Source organism: Acinetobacter sp. CIP 102637, from assembly GCF_000368425.1.
GTDB lineage: Bacteria > Pseudomonadota > Gammaproteobacteria > Pseudomonadales > Moraxellaceae > Acinetobacter > Acinetobacter parvus.
Window position 1 is genome coordinate 2,003,663 of sequence record NZ_KB849435.1, and the last position, 16,081, is coordinate 2,019,743.

Here is a 16,081-nt window from a genome sequence, read left to right on the forward strand (position 1 = left end):
ATTGGATGCATTTATGCTCACCCATTTAACTTTAATTAATTTTGCACTTGCCGACCATCTGGCGCTGGACATTGAACAGGGTTTCAATGTGCTGACTGGTGAAACTGGCGCCGGCAAATCATTATTGTTAGATGCACTCTCCGCATGTCTGGGGGAACGTACCGACACCAATTATGTACGCTATGGGGCGGATAAGGCCGATGTGACCGCTGTCTTTAGCTATAAACCCGATAGTGTAGAGGCTAAATGGCTGGCTGAGCATGAACTGGATGATGATTCAGGTGAAATTCATTTAAGACGTGTGATTTTTGCCACTGGACGCAGCAAGGCGTGGATTAATGGTCGTCCAGGTAGCTTGGCTGAACTGAAAGAAATTGGGCGTTTGTTGGTCCAGCTCTATAGCCAGCATAGCCAGCAGCAGTTACTTGAACCGCCCTATCCAAAACACTGGCTCGACCGTTATAGCAACTTTGCCACTCCTGCTGATGCAGTACGTGAAGCCTATGCGACATGGCAAACAAATATCCGACAACATCAAGCCGCCTTAGATGCACAGACCACCCGAATTCAAAGAATACAAACTCTGGAATCACAAATAGAAGAACTGGAAGATGTGATTCAAACCGATTATCGAGAGATTGAACAGGAATTTGACCGTCTTAGTCACCATGAACACATTATGCAGGACTGTGCTTATAGCCTGAATGTGCTGGATGAAGCTGAGCAAAACATCACGCAGGAAATCGCTTCCATTATTCGTCGTTTAGAGTCGCATGCGGGTCGCAGTGAACAGCTTTCCAGTATCTACAATTCACTGTTAAATGCACAAAGTGAGATTGATGACGCCACCTCCAGCCTACGTCAGTTTATTGACCGTCAAAGCTTTGATCCTGAGCGCATGGAACAGCTCAATGCAACACTGGAAGTTTTTCACCGCCTTGCACGTAAATACCGTACCCAGCCTGAACTGCTGAAACAGGAATATGAAATCTGGCAACAAGAGCTAGAGCAACTGCATCAACTGGAAGATCCTGAAACTCTGGCGGAACAGGTTGAAGTTTCCTATCAGGAGTTTATGCAACAGGCACAGCATCTGGATGAAATCCGTCGTAAAGCTGCCATTCCATTGGCAAAACAGTTGACTGAGCAAGTCAAACCACTGGCATTACCAGAAGCATATTTTGAGTTTAAGTTTGAACCCCTGGAAGCAGCCAATGCCGAGGGTCTAAGCTTTATTCAACTCTTATTCACGGCCAACAAGGGTATTCCACCACAACCGCTGGCCCGTGTTGCATCAGGCGGTGAACTGTCACGTATCGCGCTGGTGATGCAGGTCATGAATGCTGAAAAAACCGAATCTGAGGTGTTGGTATTTGACGAAATCGATGTGGGGATCAGTGGCGGCACAGCTGAAGTGGTGGGGCGTTTGTTGGCTGACTTGGCGCAGCATGTACAATTACTTTGTATCACCCATCAGGCTCAGGTTGCGGCACAGTCCGACCAGCATTTACTGGTGAAGAAACAACAAACTGATCCAGCCAGCAGCACCATCATTGAACTGGATGAAGAACAGCGTATTCTGGAGCTTGCCCGCATGTCTGGTGGTGTTGAAATTAGCGAAACCACCTTGCAGCACGCCAGACAGTTACGCCAGCTCAAATTCCAGTCAGCCTAGGTTCTACTACAAAATATCAGAAAATGATTGGCGAAATCCGATCAACTCTTGTATGTTGATAAAAACAACCTATTATTTAATCCCCCTAAATCCCCCTTTTTAAAGTGGGACTTGTTTTGATGGAGAACCGCCTAGGTGACGAAACAATATTTAACTCACCGTTGTCTTATCGCTCCACCAGACATGGCAGATGACTTCTTTGCAAACACAGTCATTTATGTTGCTCGTCATGATGAGGATGGTGCTCAGGGCATCGTGATTAATCGCCCATCAAACCTACAGATCAGGGAACTCCTCAACGATTTGGAGATCGATGCAGACAACGTACAGCCACATGCGGTTTTGCAGGGCGGCCCTTTACGTCCTGAAGCTGGTTTTGTGCTGCATACGGGCCAACCAACCTGGCACTCGTCAATTGCGGTCGGCGAGAATGTCTGTATCACCACCAGCAAAGATATTCTGGACGCGATTGCGCATAACGAGGGTGTGGGGCGTTACCAGATTGCATTAGGCTATGCGAGCTGGGGCAAACACCAGCTTGAGGAAGAAATTGCACGGGGTGACTGGCTGATCTGTGAATCTGACATGGACCTGATTTTCAACCTGCCTTATAACGATCGCTGGGATGCTGCCTATAAAAAAATTGGGGTAGACCGTACCTGGTTTGCGTCTGAAATTGGTCATGCCTGATATGCAAGCGTCCCAATCCATCATGGCTTTTGATTTTGGCACCCAGAAAATGGGGATGGCAATTGGTCAATCCACCATTGAAAGTGCCACTCCCCTGCCATTATTTGCCATGAAAGATGGTATTCCTGACTGGAATCAGTTGTTAAAACTGGTCAGGGAATGGCAACCCAACCTGTTTCTGGTTGGCTTACCATTGAATATGGATGATAGTGAATCTGAACTGTCAGCACGTGCGCGTAAGTTTGCACGGCGTTTACGCCATCAGACCAATATTGAAACATGGATGGTAGATGAACGCCTGACCACCCGCGAGGCAAGGGAAGAACTTGAGTTTTACCAGAACAAGGGGCAGGCTAAACGTTTGTCAGCAGATAGTTTTGCCGCTGCGCTGCTAATTCAAAGCTGGTATCGTGATCCTGCTGGGATTACGCCTTGATCATTTCTCAATAATTCTAACCGTTGCTGTTCGCCCTGAAACAAAGGCCAACGGATTCTGTGGTTGCTCATCCAGCATAATTTTAACAGGCACACGCTGGGCCAAACGTACCCAGCTAAAGGTTGGATTCACATTCGCCAATAAATTAGAGCTATAGTCAAATCATTATAAAAACAATACAACTCAGTCTATGAATTATTTCGAGTTTTTTTCGAATCCTGTATGAATAATAAAGTAGTTTGACTATAATTTATATGGCAATACAGAAAAATAGTTACGGTTGTTTCAGATAGGGCCATGCTGCTTTCATATAAATAAACATCGACCACAACGTCAAAATCACCGCCGCATAAAGCAAGGCATAGGCCCACATTTCCAGTGGTTTCCAGTTGAGCAGAAACACACTGATCGCAATCATTTGAAATGCTGTTTTGTACTTTCCTACCGTAGAAACTGCAACGCTAGTACGTGCACCCAATTCAGCCATCCATTCACGCAATGCTGAAACAGTAATTTCACGGGAAATAATCACAATCGCCGCAAAAGCCATTGAAATGGTCGGTTGCCATTGCACCAGTACAATCAATGCCGCCGCAACCATCAGCTTATCAGCAACAGGATCTAGGAAACGCCCGAAAGCAGAAGTCTGATTCAAAGTTCGAGCTAAATACCCATCGAACCAATCTGTCACTGCCGCAAGAACAAAGATTGCGGTCAATATCAGATGTCGCATCATTCCCCCATGATGCTCAGCAATTCCAATGGCAGGCGGCCAATAGGCAATTGCCAAAAATACAGGAATGAGGGCGATACGCGCCAAAGTTAAAATATTAGGAATGTTCAGGATTCGCCCTGTGCTCATAAACACCGCCATGTTGTTCGCATCAAATATGCATGTCGCACAAAGGATGTGCCGAGATTGTATCCATGTGTAAGCAACTTTATACGAAATGCACGGCAGTGTCGACTAGGCAAAAACGGCAACTGTTTGTCGAAGTATCGCAATCAGTCGATTTTCATCATCCCAAAGATAAGCATACTCGGTTGAATAACCATGTTCAGCATATTCAGTCACTACTTTGTATTTGAACCAATCCTGTACTTGATGAGCAATCGGCTGCAAATAGGTAATTTGCCAAGTTAATGAGCTTGCAGGTGCAGGGGTTTTAAACATGGGCAACACACCCGGTGGCCACACATCCATCAATCCAAATAGATCGGCTAGTTTCATTTCGCGATTTGGATGCAACTGAGGAATAAAACGACACCATCCACCAAAGTCAGGCACTTTGCTGCCAGCCATTGGATAATACCCTTCAGCCCAACATAGTTCAAACTGTTGAAAACATTGTGGCATTAAGCCTTCAATATAAGCTGTTTTTTCCAACTGTGCTGGCAGTGGATAATCAGGAACTTGCGGTAGATTTTGCACATGAATCCGAGATTCACGCTGCGAACCAAAACTTGCTATTAATATACTTTGTACATTATCTGCTTGCCATAACCGCACTTCTAAGGTTGTAACCGATTTACCCTCTCGCAACACTTCCGCCGTGAGTTTAGCCTGCCCTTCTTGCACAGGACCAACAAAGGTCACATTACAACTCAATAACTGCTTTGTTGTATCATGAACCACACTCTGTGCCTTTTGGATTAATAATCCTGCAACTAAACCGCCAAATACGGTGCGACCTTGTAACCATCCTGAGGGAATGTCAATCCACTCTTGATGTTCAACCTGTTGATACAGCGGAAGCAATGACATTATCTTTCCTTAATCGTCAAACCATCCTATCTTTAAATGTTTTTACCTGTTTGTGAATGATCATTGACCCATCAGTCATTGAAAGTTTGAGCCAATCGGTCAAGTTATTCATGCAAGATTTTATAAATCGTTCTCGCCATGACTTCACCCAGGCCTGGCACCAGCATCAACTCTTTTTCCGAGGCTTTTAAAACACCTTGTATACCACCAAAATGAGTGAGTAGATCACGACGGCGTTTTGGCCCTAGCCCAGGAATAGCTTCCAAAACTGAACTACTACGGCGTTTATCACGCTTAGCTCGATGTTTGGTAATGGCGAAACGATGCGCTTCATCTCGAACCTGCTGGATCAGGTGAAGTGCCTTATGGTCTTCTGCTAGCTGAATCTTGGTGCCATCGGTAAAATGCAGCGTTTCTAATCCCGGTTTACGCCCCTCACCCTTGGACACGCCGATCATAAAGGCATCGAGCTGGAGTTCCAGCATCACCTCCATGGCCATATGCAGTTGCCCCTTACCGCCATCAATCAGGAGCAGATCAGGCAACATATTCTTTTTATAGCGACGGATCAGTGCCTGACGCATCGCCGCATAATCATCCCCGCCCGTAATATCCTGAATCGCAAACTGGCGATAATCGCGCTTTCTCGCACCGCCCTGATCAAACACCACACAAGAAGCAATCGGTGCTTCACCCATAGTATGACTGATATCAAAGCATTCAATTCGGTCAATGGGACGACCAACCACTTGTTCAAGTTGATGAAAACGCTCGTTCAATTCCAAATGATTACTCAGCTTGCCTTTAATCGCATGCTGCACATTCATTTGTGCCAGCTCTTGCCATTCTGCCCGCGTTTTACGCACTTTATACTTAATCTGCACCTTTTTATTAAAGGTTTGCTGCAAGGCCTCTTCAAGCTGTATTCGGTCAGGTACATCGACATTCACAATCAACTCAGTTGGCACCTCATCCGCCACCTGAAAATAGAAGTTGGCCATAAAATCAGTAAGCATCTGGCCCAGGTCATCTCCCAACATATCAGGAAAATAACTTTTTCCGCCCAGCATACGCCCATTCCGCACATACATGATCTGGACGCAGGTTACGCCTGCCTGATGGGCAATCGCCAAAATATCGGCCTCACCCTTGATCTTAAATACCGCCTGCTGTGCCTGAACCTCACGTAGCAAGGCCAAACGGTCCCGATAGAACACCGCTTTTTCAAATTCCAATGCTTCGGCGGCCTGTTCCATTTTCCCAATCAGTTCCTGATTCAGCTCCCTGGTATCACCCTGTAGAAAACGGATCGAATTATCCACATCTTCCTTATAGTCCTGAGGGCTAATCAGACCGACACAAGGCGCTGTACAACGTTTAATCTGATACTGTAAACAAGGACGTTTACGTTGTGAAAAATAACTATTTTCACATTGGCGCACATTAAATAATTTTTGTAATACAAGTAGCGTATCTCTAGCGCTATAAGCACTGGGATAAGGCCCAAAAAACTTGCCGACCTGATGCTTGCCCTTGCCACGCCCACTGGCAATGCGGGGATAGGGCTTGTCTGCCGAGACGAAGATATAGACATAGGATTTATCATCGCGCAGCATAATATTGTATGGCGGACGATGTAATTTAATCAGATTTTGTTCAAGCAGTAGCGCTTCAGTTTCAGAACGGACAACCAATGTCTCAATATCATAGATACGGGCAACCAATGCCTGTGTTTTGGGATGTTCAATGGTTTTAACAAAATAGCTGGATACACGATTCTTTAAGTTTTTTGCTTTCCCGACATACAGTAACTCTCCATCTTTGCCGAGCATTTTATAAACACCAGGTAATTGAGTCATATGAGTCAGGATTTTTTCAATGTGTTCACGCGCGTTTGGATTCACAGCAGACTTCATCATTAGTAATGTTTTGATGATGTAGCCTGAGTAGATGAATTTCAAGTCTGGTCAACTGAAATCCATCTTTCCAACACCGCTGGCAAGTATCCAATTAGAAAGCCTTATTCAGCAGCTTATCCACACTCTTAAATGCAGACCCATTAAAGAAATCGCAGGCTAGTTCATTTGTTGTACGATAAATTTTAGGTGTAGGCTTATTCATTTGAAAATTATATTGTGGAATAAGCCTTAGAGATGGGTTGGTGCAACAAAGCTTTCTTTGGGTCAATCTTTCCATAAATATCATTGTTATAAAAAATGCCCTTTCGGGCGTTTATCTTATTCTGGATTAAAACACATAAGGTCGAATAAAGATCAGGAAAAACAGTGCCAACATGATGAACCATTTCAGGAAATAATAAAGCTGTCGGTTTTTAGCCTTTAACGCTTTGGCCTTGATACGGATTTGATAAATATAGCCAAAGGCCTTGTTTAAGCTACCTGTTTGATCACCTGCTTCATTTGGTGAGCTGGCTGCGGTCATGACACTTTTTCCAAACCAGTGGTTAAACTTTTGCATAAAACGGGTTTTTAATGGACGTTCCACATCAGCGAAAAAGATAATACGATTCTGGTCAGTGGTATTTTCCGCATAGTGAATATAGGTTTCATCGAACACCACACTTTCACCATCACGCCATGAATAACGCTCCCCATCAACATCAATAAAACAGCGATCATCATTTGGTGTAATCAAACCTAAATGGTAACGCAATGAACCCGCATAAGGATCACGATGGCGAACTAAACGGCTATCTGGTGCCAACTCAGTAAACATTGCCGCCTTAATGCTAGGTAATGTCTTTAATAAAGCGGTTGTTTTCGGGCAGAGTTCAGCAGCAGATGGATGTGCCGAGTCATACCATTTCAGGTAAAAACGTTTCCAGCCTGTTTTAAAGAAAGAATTAAAACCCAAGTCATCATAACTACTTGAAGCTTTAATCCCACCTTTGTCATATAAAGCCTTGGCCTCATCACGAATCATTTCCCAGTGTTCATCAAGAATCTTTAAATCCTTAAAATACTGGGTATCGATATACGGCTGGTTTGGCACTCTGCACAAGAGGTACATTAAAAAATTAATGGGTGCGAGAATGGTTGAATGGTCAAAAAACTGACGATAAAACGAATGTTTCACTTTACCACGGCGCTGAATATAAAGCGCAGAAATGATAAATATCGCTAATATGATCCACTTAATCATAACTTACTCTACCTGCCCAAATGAAAACCCAATGCCAATTTGATCGCAAACTTTCCAAATCGCACATAAAAAATAAGCCGACTATTTTACCAAATTTAAGTACTTAAACACCAATTTTCCTTACTTAAATCGAACAAAAACGATATTTATCCTCTATCCAAACCCATCTTTGAAGAAAGTGGAATACACTGTTATCCCATTTTTATGGCCTAGCTGATTCACACAATCGATGAGTTACAACAAATTGATGACCCTCGCGTCACGGCTTGATACAACTTGTTATGTTCTTTTTGGATATAGTTATCGCAAGATTAGCGAAGCATTTTTGCGCCCTTTCAGGCGCATAAGCTTTATGACATCAACTTAGAATCCTCCACAACAAGGAGATCAGGCATGATCCACGCTGGCAATGCCATTACCGTCCAAATGCTTGCGGACGGAATTGCAGAATTCCGCTTTGACCTACAAGGTGAGTCGGTTAATAAATTTAACCGTGCAACCATCGAAGACTTCCAGGCAGCGATTGCTGCAGTTAAAGCCAATAACGACATTAAAGGCTTAGTTGTTACCTCTGGTAAATCAACATTTATCGTGGGTGCAGACATCACTGAATTTGGCGACAACTTCGCTGCTGGTGAACAAGCAATTGTTGATTGGCTTATGCCTGTCCATGAAATCTTCAACAGCTTTGAAGATTTAGACATCCCTAAAGTTGCTGCAATCAACGGCACAGCATTGGGTGGCGGTTTTGAAATGTGTCTGGTATGTGACTATCGTGTCATGTCAGAGCAGGCACAGGTTGGCTTACCAGAAATCAAACTCGGTATCTATCCTGGTTTTGGTGGTAGTGTACGTTTAAGCCGTTTAATTGGTATCGACAATGCTGTTGAGTGGATGGCAATGGCGAACCCGAAAAAACCAGCTGCTGCACTGAAAGATGGTGCGGTCGATGCAGTTGTTGCTGCTGACAAACTACAAGAAGCAGCAATTGACTTGGTAAAACAAGCCATTTCAGGTCGTTTAAACTGGAAAGCGAAACGCCAAGAAAAATTAGACCCAGTAAAGTTGAATGCCTTAGAACAAATGATGGCATTCAATAGCGCGAAGGGTGCGGTTCTTGCAAAAGCAAATCCTGCACAATATCCTGCGCCAAAACTATTACTTGATTCATTACAAGCAGGCGCAAGCCTAGGCCGTGATGGTGCTTTAAAAGCTGAAGCTGAAGGCTTTGCCAAAGCTGCGGTAACACCTCAAGCAGGCGCACTGATTGGTCTATTCATCAATGACCAAGTGGTAAAGAAAACTGCGAAAAAATATGAAAAAGGTGCTCATCCTGTCAACCAAGCAGCTGTATTAGGTGCGGGTATCATGGGTGGTGGTATTGCTTACCAAGCGGCAAGCAAAGGCACTCCAATCATCATGAAAGATATTGGGAACCCACAACTTGCATTAGGTATGAAAGAAGCGAATGGCTTGCTAACAAAGCAAGTTGAACGCAACAAAATGAAACCTGCACAAATGGGCGAAACCCTTGCTCGCATCCGTCCTACTTTAAGTTACGATGAGTTTAAAGAAGTGGACATCGTGATTGAAGCGGTAACTGAAAACCCTAAAGTTAAAGAAATCGTACTTGCAGATACAGAAAAACATGTTCGTGAAAACACGATCATTGCATCTAACACATCTACAATCTCGATTACACGCCTTGCGAAAGCATTACAACGTCCTGAAAACTTCGTTGGTATGCACTTCTTCAACCCAGTACACATGATGCCATTGGTTGAAGTTATTCGTGGTGAAAAAACTTCTGATGAAGCCATCGCAACAACTGTTGTTCTTGCTCAGAAAATGGGTAAAACACCAATCGTAGTGAACGACTGCCCAGGTTTCTTGGTTAACCGTGTATTGTTCCCTTACTTTGGTGCATTCGACCTTCTTGTAAAAGACGGTGCTGACTTCCAGCAAGTGGATAATGTAATGGCGAAGTTTGGCTGGCCTATGGGTCCTGCATACTTGATCGACGTTGTCGGTATCGATACAGGTGTTCATGGTGCAGAAGTCATGGCGGAAGGTTTCCCAGACCGTATGAAGCCTGACTACAAAGGTTCGATCCAAGCGATGTATGAAGCAAAACGTCTTGGTCAGAAGAATGACATTGGTTTCTACAAATACGTGTTAGATAAGAAAGGTAAGAAAGCGAAAACTGTTGATCCAACAGCTTACGAAATCATTGCGCCTTTCGTGACTGGCGAAAAGCGTGAATTTGATCCACAAGAAATCATTGACCGTATGATGCTTGCTTTCTGTAACGAAACGGTTCGTTGCTTAGAAGACAACATTGTTGCAACTGCTTCTGAAGCAGATATGGCGATGATCATGGGTGTAGGTTTCCCTCCATTCCGTGGTGGTCCATGCCGTTATATCGACCAAACAGGTGTTGCTGAATACGTTGCCCTTTGCGACAAATATGCACACTTAGGTAAGGCTTATGAAGCGCCACAAATGTTGCGTGACATGGCTGCTAACAACAAAAAATTCTACGGTTAAGGAGCGACGTGAATGGCTACTTTAAATCCACGTGACGTTGTGATTGTCGATGGCGTTCGTTCTGCCATGGGCAAATCACGTAACGGCATGTTCCGCAATGTACGTGCCGACAGTTTATCTGCTGAACTCGTACGTGCACTTGTTGCTCGTAACCAATTTGATACCAACGAAGTTGAAGACATCATTTGGGGTTGTGTAAACCAAACTTTAGAGCAAGGTATGAACATTGCTCGTAATATTGGTTTATTGGCTGATATTCCAAAGACTGCTGGCGGTCAAACGGTTAACCGTTTGTGTGGTTCTTCTATGCAAGCAATCCACACGGCTGCTGCACAGATTGCAACCAATCAAGGTGACATCTTCATCATCGGTGGTGTAGAGCATATGGGTCACGTCGGTATGATGCACGGCATCGACCTGAACCCTGAAGCATCTAAACACTATGCGAAAGCATCTAACATGATGGGCTTAACTGCTGAAATGTTGGGTCGTATGAACGGTATCTCTCGTGAAGAACAAGATGCGTTCGGTGTTGAATCTCACCGTCGTGCATGGGCTGCAACACAAGAAGGTCGTTTCAAAAACGAAATCGTGGGTGTTGAAGGTCACGATCAAAATGGCTTCAAAATCTTATGTGATGTCGACGAAGTCATTCGTCCAGATGCCAACCTTGAAGCATTTGCGGCATTGCGTCCAGTGTTCGACCCAAGTAAAGCAGGTACAGTAACCGCTGCGACTTCTTCTGCGCTTTCTGACGGCGCATCTGCAATGTTGTTGATGTCTGCTGAACGTGCGCAGTCACTTGGTTTAAAACCACGTGCTGTGATTCGTTCTATGGCTATTGCAGGATGTGATGCTGCGATCATGGGTTACGGTCCAGTACCAGCAACTCAAAAAGCGCTTAAACGTGCTGGTTTAACGATGGCGGATATCCAAACTATCGAATTAAACGAAGCATTTGCTGCTCAAGGCTTATCAGTCATGAAAGGCTTAGGCGTCTATGACAAACAAGACATCATCAACTTGAATGGTGGTGCGATTGCATTGGGTCACCCATTGGGCTGTTCAGGTGCACGTATCACAACAACATTGTTAAACGTGATGGAACAACAAGATACTCAAATCGGTCTTGCGACGATGTGTATCGGTCTTGGTCAAGGTATCGCGACTATTATCGAACGTGTGTAATCAACACTGAGATAAAAAGAAAATCCCCGTGCTAAGCGGGGATTTTTTATACTAGAAACTCATTTCAAGGCTGTATTGAATTCTTAAAACACAAATGTTCACTCTAGACAGAACAATACTTCGCCAATTATGATCCTAATTCTAATAAACGATAAGGTTCTAACAATGTTTAAAAATATGGCAGCCGATCTCATGGGAACAAGCGATATCGGTAAAATTATTGAACCTAAAGATTATGATAAGACCGATATTGATGACTATATTTTCCATGAAGACAATGAAAAGATTTTCTTCTTGATCAAAGCAAAAACGGATGAGTATTGCTTTACCAATACTGCCTTTATACATTTAGATGGAACCAGTGCTGTCAGTAAAAAACGTACCCTTTATCGTTATCCCTATAAACACAATCAAATCAGTCGAGTACTGCTGGAAACTGCGGGAACTGTGGATCGGGATGTGGAACTCAAGTTTAATTTAGGCGGCACAAGTTATTCAATTGATATTGAAAAATCACAAATTGATAAAGTACGCGATCTATATAAAGCCTTGTTCAGTATCAGCGAAGCATGCAAAGAAATTGAACGCCAAATGAATTCGCTAGTCATCACTCAGCAAGCTGTAAATAATATGTTTTCCTTACGTGAATTATCAGAACAGGTTTTGCTAAACTTGCCAGATATTATTTCACAAACCACAATCCAGGTTGAAAACAAGTTTACAGAGCGCAGAAAACAAATAGAAAATTATGATTTCTCTAGGATTTTTGAACGTTATCTAAAACAATAAAAGGCTACCCCCGCATTATATATGTGGGGGTTTTCCCAACAACAATTCAAAATCTTTAGCGCATAAAAAATTGATTTTGACTTTTTAACTCATCCCGAATCTGCTGCTGTAATCTCAGAACCTCATCAAAATTAATTTTTATTGTTCCATCACGAATGCCATCGACATTATCACGAGTAATATTAAAAGGTTGCAACATTTTAAAAAGCCCATTGGTTGGGTCTGATGACTGAAAACCCGCCGCCACAGCAAAAATATTATAGGGTTGCAATGTCAATGGAATCTGCGATGGATCAGGATCGTCTACTTTCGGCTGATAATCGACTGTAACTGTGCTTTCTTTTATTGGTTCATTCTGCATATCACTATGGGTCTTATATATGCGGTGTTGCAAAGCCTGACGCACTTTCATATCTTCCTGAAATGGAACAGGTCCCACTTCTTCACGCAACTCAGATTCAGCCATCACGCGAATCGTTGGCAATGTAGTCACCTCTTCTGCCTGCACGGTTGGTAATGCCATAAAAGCAAATAGGGAAAGAAAGACAGATCGTTTTAGAAAGTTCATCGCTTGCTCCAAATATCTCTCATCCATAAGAAAACAGTGAGTTAAATAAAAGCATCTATGAATAGGCTACAACAAAGTGCTGTTCGATTCAGTATGGCTCAGATAAACGGTCACCATGATTCAAAATTTGAACCAAAGATAAAATCCATGTTTGAGACTGATTATGTTTAATCTTTGTAAATATGGTCATATTTGGTTGATAAAACCCTCGCTTATACAAAGATTTTTTATTATCGTTCTTTCAGGATTATATCAATATCAATCATTATTTTAATTTAGAATTCAAAATATTAGGAGTAAATGGATGTTTTCACCCCTGGTCAAGGCAACACTTGGTACAGCAATCATTGCCACATTTTTAACTGGCTGTGCTACCAAAACCCTCATCACCAAAGATGGTAAAACCTATAATCGAACCACCAGAGTCACTTTGGTTGAAGACAATGTGGTTGCTTTCGGACAGCCTGCACAGGCAGCCGCAAATTTACCCAGAGACAGCATCGTCATTGCAGGACAAAAGAATAGCTATATCCTCACACAGGGTGGCTCCCAGTTTGTGAGCTTGATTGGCAAGCTTGACCCTAAAAATATTCAGATCACACGCGACCTAACTTTCTATTCTGAAAAGAACGATGGAAATTTTTCGGGCACCTTGCCACTTTCCTATGTAAAGCTTAAAGAGGATTTAAGCAAAAAAGATCTGGAGTTTTTTATTGAAAATGGCGCCAAGGAATGTTCTTCCTCCAGTGACGAACGAATGAGAGCACAACGCTTTTGCTTCGATATTAAGCTGGCAGGTGTGGTCTATCCTGCTGCCAATAACCTGACCTCATTAAAAGCCTTGAGCAAGCCTTATCAGGTCACTATTTATACCCAGAAAGAGCAAAGCTACACATCCAAACCTGGCATGAATCCTTTCGAAAAACTGGTTCTGCTGCCATTTGCAGTGGCGATTGATGTGGTGAGTCTACCTTTCCAAGCCGCAGAAAAGATCTTTGATTAAGCTTAAGCTCGCACTCAGTCATGCAATGATGTATACAAGGCACCATTGCATCACGAAATTATAATTCTTGATCTAATACTTCAACATTGTTTTGCTTAATTTTATCCATCTTCTGATTTAAGCTGAGCACATCTTGATAAAGTGCATTAAATTTTTTGACTTGTGCTGTTTCCTTAAAAAGAATCTTGTTATCTTCTCTTTGCCAAGGGTAAGTTTTTAACATATCAAACATCGCTTGTGCTTTCTCAATAACTTGTTGTTCAATCGGAAAAATGTCATGCTCCTTGTCTGTTTTCAGGTTATTTTGCAATTTTTCTTGTAAGGATTTTCTCATTTCATTATGAATGGCAAGATTTTTTGCTTGTTCAAGTGAATCTGCCTGTATTTTCTGTCTGTTTATTCCGTATTCAGTCGAGATTTTTCGAACATCATGAAGCATTTTTTCAGTCTCACGATAACCTTTTTGACGGTCTTGATCTAAACGTTCGACATCTAAAAAAGTATCCCAATTTGCTGCTTTAAGTTGCCTTAAATAAGCGTTTCTTGCCTCAACATTTTGCATCCAATAACTAAGTAGAAATTCGGACATCAACTTATAATCACCAGATAAACGATCATCATGCACGTTGAGTTGTATAGGCTTGCTCCAATCCTGCGCTTGATCATAGAGTTCGCGCATTTTTTCAGCCATAACAATTTCAAACATTTGTTCGGTATTGGCTGCATTTTGCTTTACGCGATACTGATAGAAAAAGAATGTACCCAAACAAATCACGACTACAGTTAAAAATAATAAAAAACGGCGCATACAGCCTCCAAGTATATTTATATTTTTTATGTTATGAATTTAAGTTTAATCAATCAAACATAGACTGTTAATTGATTTTTATTTCATTTCTCGTAACGGAGCATTACATTTTCATCGCTTTAAATTTCGTACTTACGCCCCTATTATCAAATCAACTGAAATTGTAGAGATATGCTATGCGCGTAGATATTTGGTCAGATGTGGTCTGCCCTTTTTGTTATATCGGTAAAAAACGTCTTGAGCATATGGCGGCAGAGGCAGGTATTGAACTGGAGGTGCATTGGCACAGTTATGAACTTGACCTAAACGCGCCTGCAAAACATGAGGGCTCCAATACTGAGCGCCTAGCCAGGAAATATGGTCGAAGCCATGCCGAAATGGAGGAGATGCAACGTCATGTAGCTGCAATGGCGGCTACTGAAGGCATTGATTTTCAATGGCAGAAAGCCAACTCAGGCAACAGCTTCAATGCCCACCGCATCATCCATCTGGCACAGAGCAAGGGTCTGGGCAATGAGGCGGAAGAGGCCTTTTTCCATGCCTACATGACTGAGGGCCTGGCGATTGGTGAGCGTGAGGTGGTTGAGGAAATTGCCTCACGGATTGGTTTGGACAATGCCGAAGTCGAGTATGTGCTTGATTCAGATGAACTGACCGATTTCGTTCGTCACGATGAAAAAATTGCCCGCGAACAGCTCAATATCACAGGGGTACCGTTTTTCGTGTTTGACCAGAAACTCACACTTTCTGGTGCACAGCCACGTGAGATTTTCTTGCAGGCGCTGCAACAGGCCCAGTCAGCAATAACAGAAATTGAGCAGGATGCTGCTGCGCAATGTAATGATGAAAGTTGCGAAATCAAGCCTCAATAATGCTGGTCATTGGGTAAGCTTCAACATCAGTCCGAAGCTTACCCACTCATATACAGACCTGTATAATTCCTTTTTATATCAAACTTTTATCATCGAAAACCACCTTTTATCCAGGGTCATCATTCAGTCATTTTTTCAGCGGTCCTGTTTGCTCGGCTTTTCACCAGCAGATATGTGCGGCTAGTCACAACTCAGCCATAAATTTACAGATAAAATTTAGTTTTATGATCTAATTAACCGATGCATATTTTTAAAATGTTTTTATTTTCAAAGCTAAACCATGAACAATTTCTCTATTTGGAATAGCTAAATGAGATTTTTTACTAACTCATAGGCTATGGATTTTGCATTGTTTTCTTCTATAATCGTCATAAAGTGACATTCTTTTGTTATGGAAATGCAAGCGTTACAAGCCCTCATTAAAGGTCGGACCCCACCAGAACAAATATGCATTGAACAGCTTGTAACGTGGGCGAAACAGCATACTTCAACGACTACAACTGAATACAGACTGTTAGGGATTGCTGTCAATATTGTACTGCTTCACTATTTAAAACAGGCTCAAGCCTATCTCTAAG

At 42.7% G+C, this 16,081-nt stretch carries 15 protein-coding genes and 1 pseudogene; 9 read left to right on the forward strand and 7 right to left on the reverse strand.

Annotated features, from left to right (window positions below; all coding sequences use genetic code 11):
* Positions 1 to 13 precede the first annotated feature (13 nt).
* From recN to ruvX, 3 genes are all read left to right on the forward strand, one after another.
* On the forward strand, positions 14 to 1,675 hold the full coding sequence (recN, locus tag F967_RS12635; RefSeq protein ID WP_004674394.1) for a DNA repair protein RecN: 1,662 nt from the start codon (positions 14 to 16) through the stop codon (positions 1,673 to 1,675).
* Positions 1,676 to 1,810: 135 nt separating this feature from the next.
* Positions 1,811 to 2,365 carry a YqgE/AlgH family protein gene (locus F967_RS12640; RefSeq protein WP_004674393.1) on the forward strand — a complete coding sequence of 185 codons (555 nt, stop codon included), beginning with the start codon at positions 1,811 to 1,813 and terminating at the stop codon, positions 2,363 to 2,365.
* Positions 2,358 to 2,801 (forward strand): Holliday junction resolvase RuvX, encoded by a 444-nt coding sequence (gene ruvX, locus F967_RS12645; RefSeq protein ID WP_004674392.1) that lies wholly within the window; start codon positions 2,358 to 2,360, stop codon positions 2,799 to 2,801. Before F967_RS12640 ends, ruvX begins: the two co-directional genes overlap by 8 nt.
* Here ruvX and F967_RS13990 read toward each other — a convergent pair.
* From F967_RS13990 to lpxO, 5 genes and pseudogenes are all read right to left on the reverse strand, one after another.
* Positions 2,802 to 2,954: pseudogene (locus F967_RS13990) on the reverse strand (fusaric acid resistance protein); the annotation flags it as partial.
* Between the two features lie 121 nt (positions 2,955 to 3,075).
* The gene (pgsA, locus tag F967_RS12650; protein ID WP_004674390.1) at positions 3,076 to 3,663 is read right to left on the reverse strand and encodes a CDP-diacylglycerol--glycerol-3-phosphate 3-phosphatidyltransferase; all 588 of its coding nucleotides are present in this window, start codon (positions 3,661 to 3,663) and stop codon (positions 3,076 to 3,078) included.
* A 105-nt stretch (positions 3,664 to 3,768) separates the two neighbouring features.
* The gene (locus tag F967_RS12655; protein ID WP_004800280.1) at positions 3,769 to 4,566 is read right to left on the reverse strand and encodes a thioesterase family protein; all 798 of its coding nucleotides are present in this window, start codon (positions 4,564 to 4,566) and stop codon (positions 3,769 to 3,771) included.
* 104 nt (positions 4,567 to 4,670) lie between these two features.
* Entirely contained in the window at positions 4,671 to 6,470 is a 1,800-nt protein-coding gene (gene uvrC / locus F967_RS12660; RefSeq protein ID WP_034431286.1) for an excinuclease ABC subunit UvrC, read from the reverse strand.
* Positions 6,471 to 6,813: 343 nt separating this feature from the next.
* Positions 6,814 to 7,728, reverse strand: coding sequence for a lipid A hydroxylase LpxO (lpxO, locus tag F967_RS12665; RefSeq protein ID WP_004800284.1), 915 nt, complete (start codon positions 7,726 to 7,728; stop codon positions 6,814 to 6,816).
* 393 nt (positions 7,729 to 8,121) lie between these two features.
* Here lpxO and fadB point away from each other — a divergent pair, with 393 nt between their 5' ends.
* From fadB to F967_RS12680, 3 genes are all read left to right on the forward strand, one after another.
* Positions 8,122 to 10,275, forward strand: coding sequence for a fatty acid oxidation complex subunit alpha FadB (gene fadB, locus F967_RS12670; protein ID WP_004800285.1), 2,154 nt, complete (start codon positions 8,122 to 8,124; stop codon positions 10,273 to 10,275).
* A gap of 12 nt (positions 10,276 to 10,287) precedes the next feature.
* Positions 10,288 to 11,463, forward strand: coding sequence for an acetyl-CoA C-acyltransferase FadA (gene fadA / locus F967_RS12675; protein ID WP_004800286.1), 1,176 nt, complete (start codon positions 10,288 to 10,290; stop codon positions 11,461 to 11,463).
* Between the two features lie 165 nt (positions 11,464 to 11,628).
* Positions 11,629 to 12,252 (forward strand): PH domain-containing protein, encoded by a 624-nt coding sequence (locus F967_RS12680; protein ID WP_004800288.1) that lies wholly within the window; start codon positions 11,629 to 11,631, stop codon positions 12,250 to 12,252.
* Positions 12,253 to 12,307: 55 nt separating this feature from the next.
* On the opposite strand, the gene F967_RS12685 is transcribed toward F967_RS12680, so the two are convergent.
* On the reverse strand, positions 12,308 to 12,820 hold the full coding sequence (locus F967_RS12685; RefSeq protein WP_004800290.1) for a hypothetical protein: 513 nt from the start codon (positions 12,818 to 12,820) through the stop codon (positions 12,308 to 12,310).
* A 304-nt stretch (positions 12,821 to 13,124) separates the two neighbouring features.
* Between F967_RS12685 and F967_RS12690 the strand changes: the two genes are divergently transcribed.
* Positions 13,125 to 13,823 (forward strand): YidX family protein, encoded by a 699-nt coding sequence (locus F967_RS12690; RefSeq protein WP_004756317.1) that lies wholly within the window; start codon positions 13,125 to 13,127, stop codon positions 13,821 to 13,823.
* A 58-nt stretch (positions 13,824 to 13,881) separates the two neighbouring features.
* Here the strand turns inward: F967_RS12690 and F967_RS12695 are convergent, their stop codons facing one another.
* Entirely contained in the window at positions 13,882 to 14,631 is a 750-nt protein-coding gene (locus F967_RS12695; RefSeq protein ID WP_004777813.1) for a hypothetical protein, read from the reverse strand.
* Between the two features lie 176 nt (positions 14,632 to 14,807).
* On the opposite strand from F967_RS12695, the gene F967_RS12700 reads away from it, so the two are divergent.
* On the forward strand, positions 14,808 to 15,503 hold the full coding sequence (locus tag F967_RS12700; RefSeq protein ID WP_004800292.1) for a DsbA family oxidoreductase: 696 nt from the start codon (positions 14,808 to 14,810) through the stop codon (positions 15,501 to 15,503).
* Positions 15,504 to 15,894: 391 nt separating this feature from the next.
* Complete coding sequence (locus F967_RS12705) at positions 15,895 to 16,080, forward strand: hypothetical protein (protein ID WP_004680726.1); 186 nt, start codon at positions 15,895 to 15,897, stop codon at positions 16,078 to 16,080.
* Position 16,081 lies beyond the last annotated feature (1 nt).

Coding starts and splice junctions, on each gene's coding strand:
- F967_RS12685 (WP_004800290.1), bottom strand. CDS start 12,820: ATGAACTTTCTAAAACGATCTGTCTTTCTTTCCCTATTTGCTTTTATG.
- recN (WP_004674394.1), top strand. CDS start 14: ATGCTCACCCATTTAACTTTAATTAATTTTGCACTTGCCGACCATCTG.
- lpxO (WP_004800284.1), bottom strand. CDS start 7,728: ATGATTAAGTGGATCATATTAGCGATATTTATCATTTCTGCGCTTTAT.
- fadB (WP_004800285.1), top strand. CDS start 8,122: ATGATCCACGCTGGCAATGCCATTACCGTCCAAATGCTTGCGGACGGA.
- F967_RS12680 (WP_004800288.1), top strand. CDS start 11,629: ATGTTTAAAAATATGGCAGCCGATCTCATGGGAACAAGCGATATCGGT.
- F967_RS12695 (WP_004777813.1), bottom strand. CDS start 14,631: ATGCGCCGTTTTTTATTATTTTTAACTGTAGTCGTGATTTGTTTGGGT.
- F967_RS12655 (WP_004800280.1), bottom strand. CDS start 4,566: ATGTCATTGCTTCCGCTGTATCAACAGGTTGAACATCAAGAGTGGATT.
- F967_RS12700 (WP_004800292.1), top strand. CDS start 14,808: ATGCGCGTAGATATTTGGTCAGATGTGGTCTGCCCTTTTTGTTATATC.
- F967_RS12705 (WP_004680726.1), top strand. CDS start 15,895: ATGGAAATGCAAGCGTTACAAGCCCTCATTAAAGGTCGGACCCCACCA.
- F967_RS12690 (WP_004756317.1), top strand. CDS start 13,125: ATGTTTTCACCCCTGGTCAAGGCAACACTTGGTACAGCAATCATTGCC.
- ruvX (WP_004674392.1), top strand. CDS start 2,358: ATGCCTGATATGCAAGCGTCCCAATCCATCATGGCTTTTGATTTTGGC.
- pgsA (WP_004674390.1), bottom strand. CDS start 3,663: ATGAGCACAGGGCGAATCCTGAACATTCCTAATATTTTAACTTTGGCG.
- fadA (WP_004800286.1), top strand. CDS start 10,288: ATGGCTACTTTAAATCCACGTGACGTTGTGATTGTCGATGGCGTTCGT.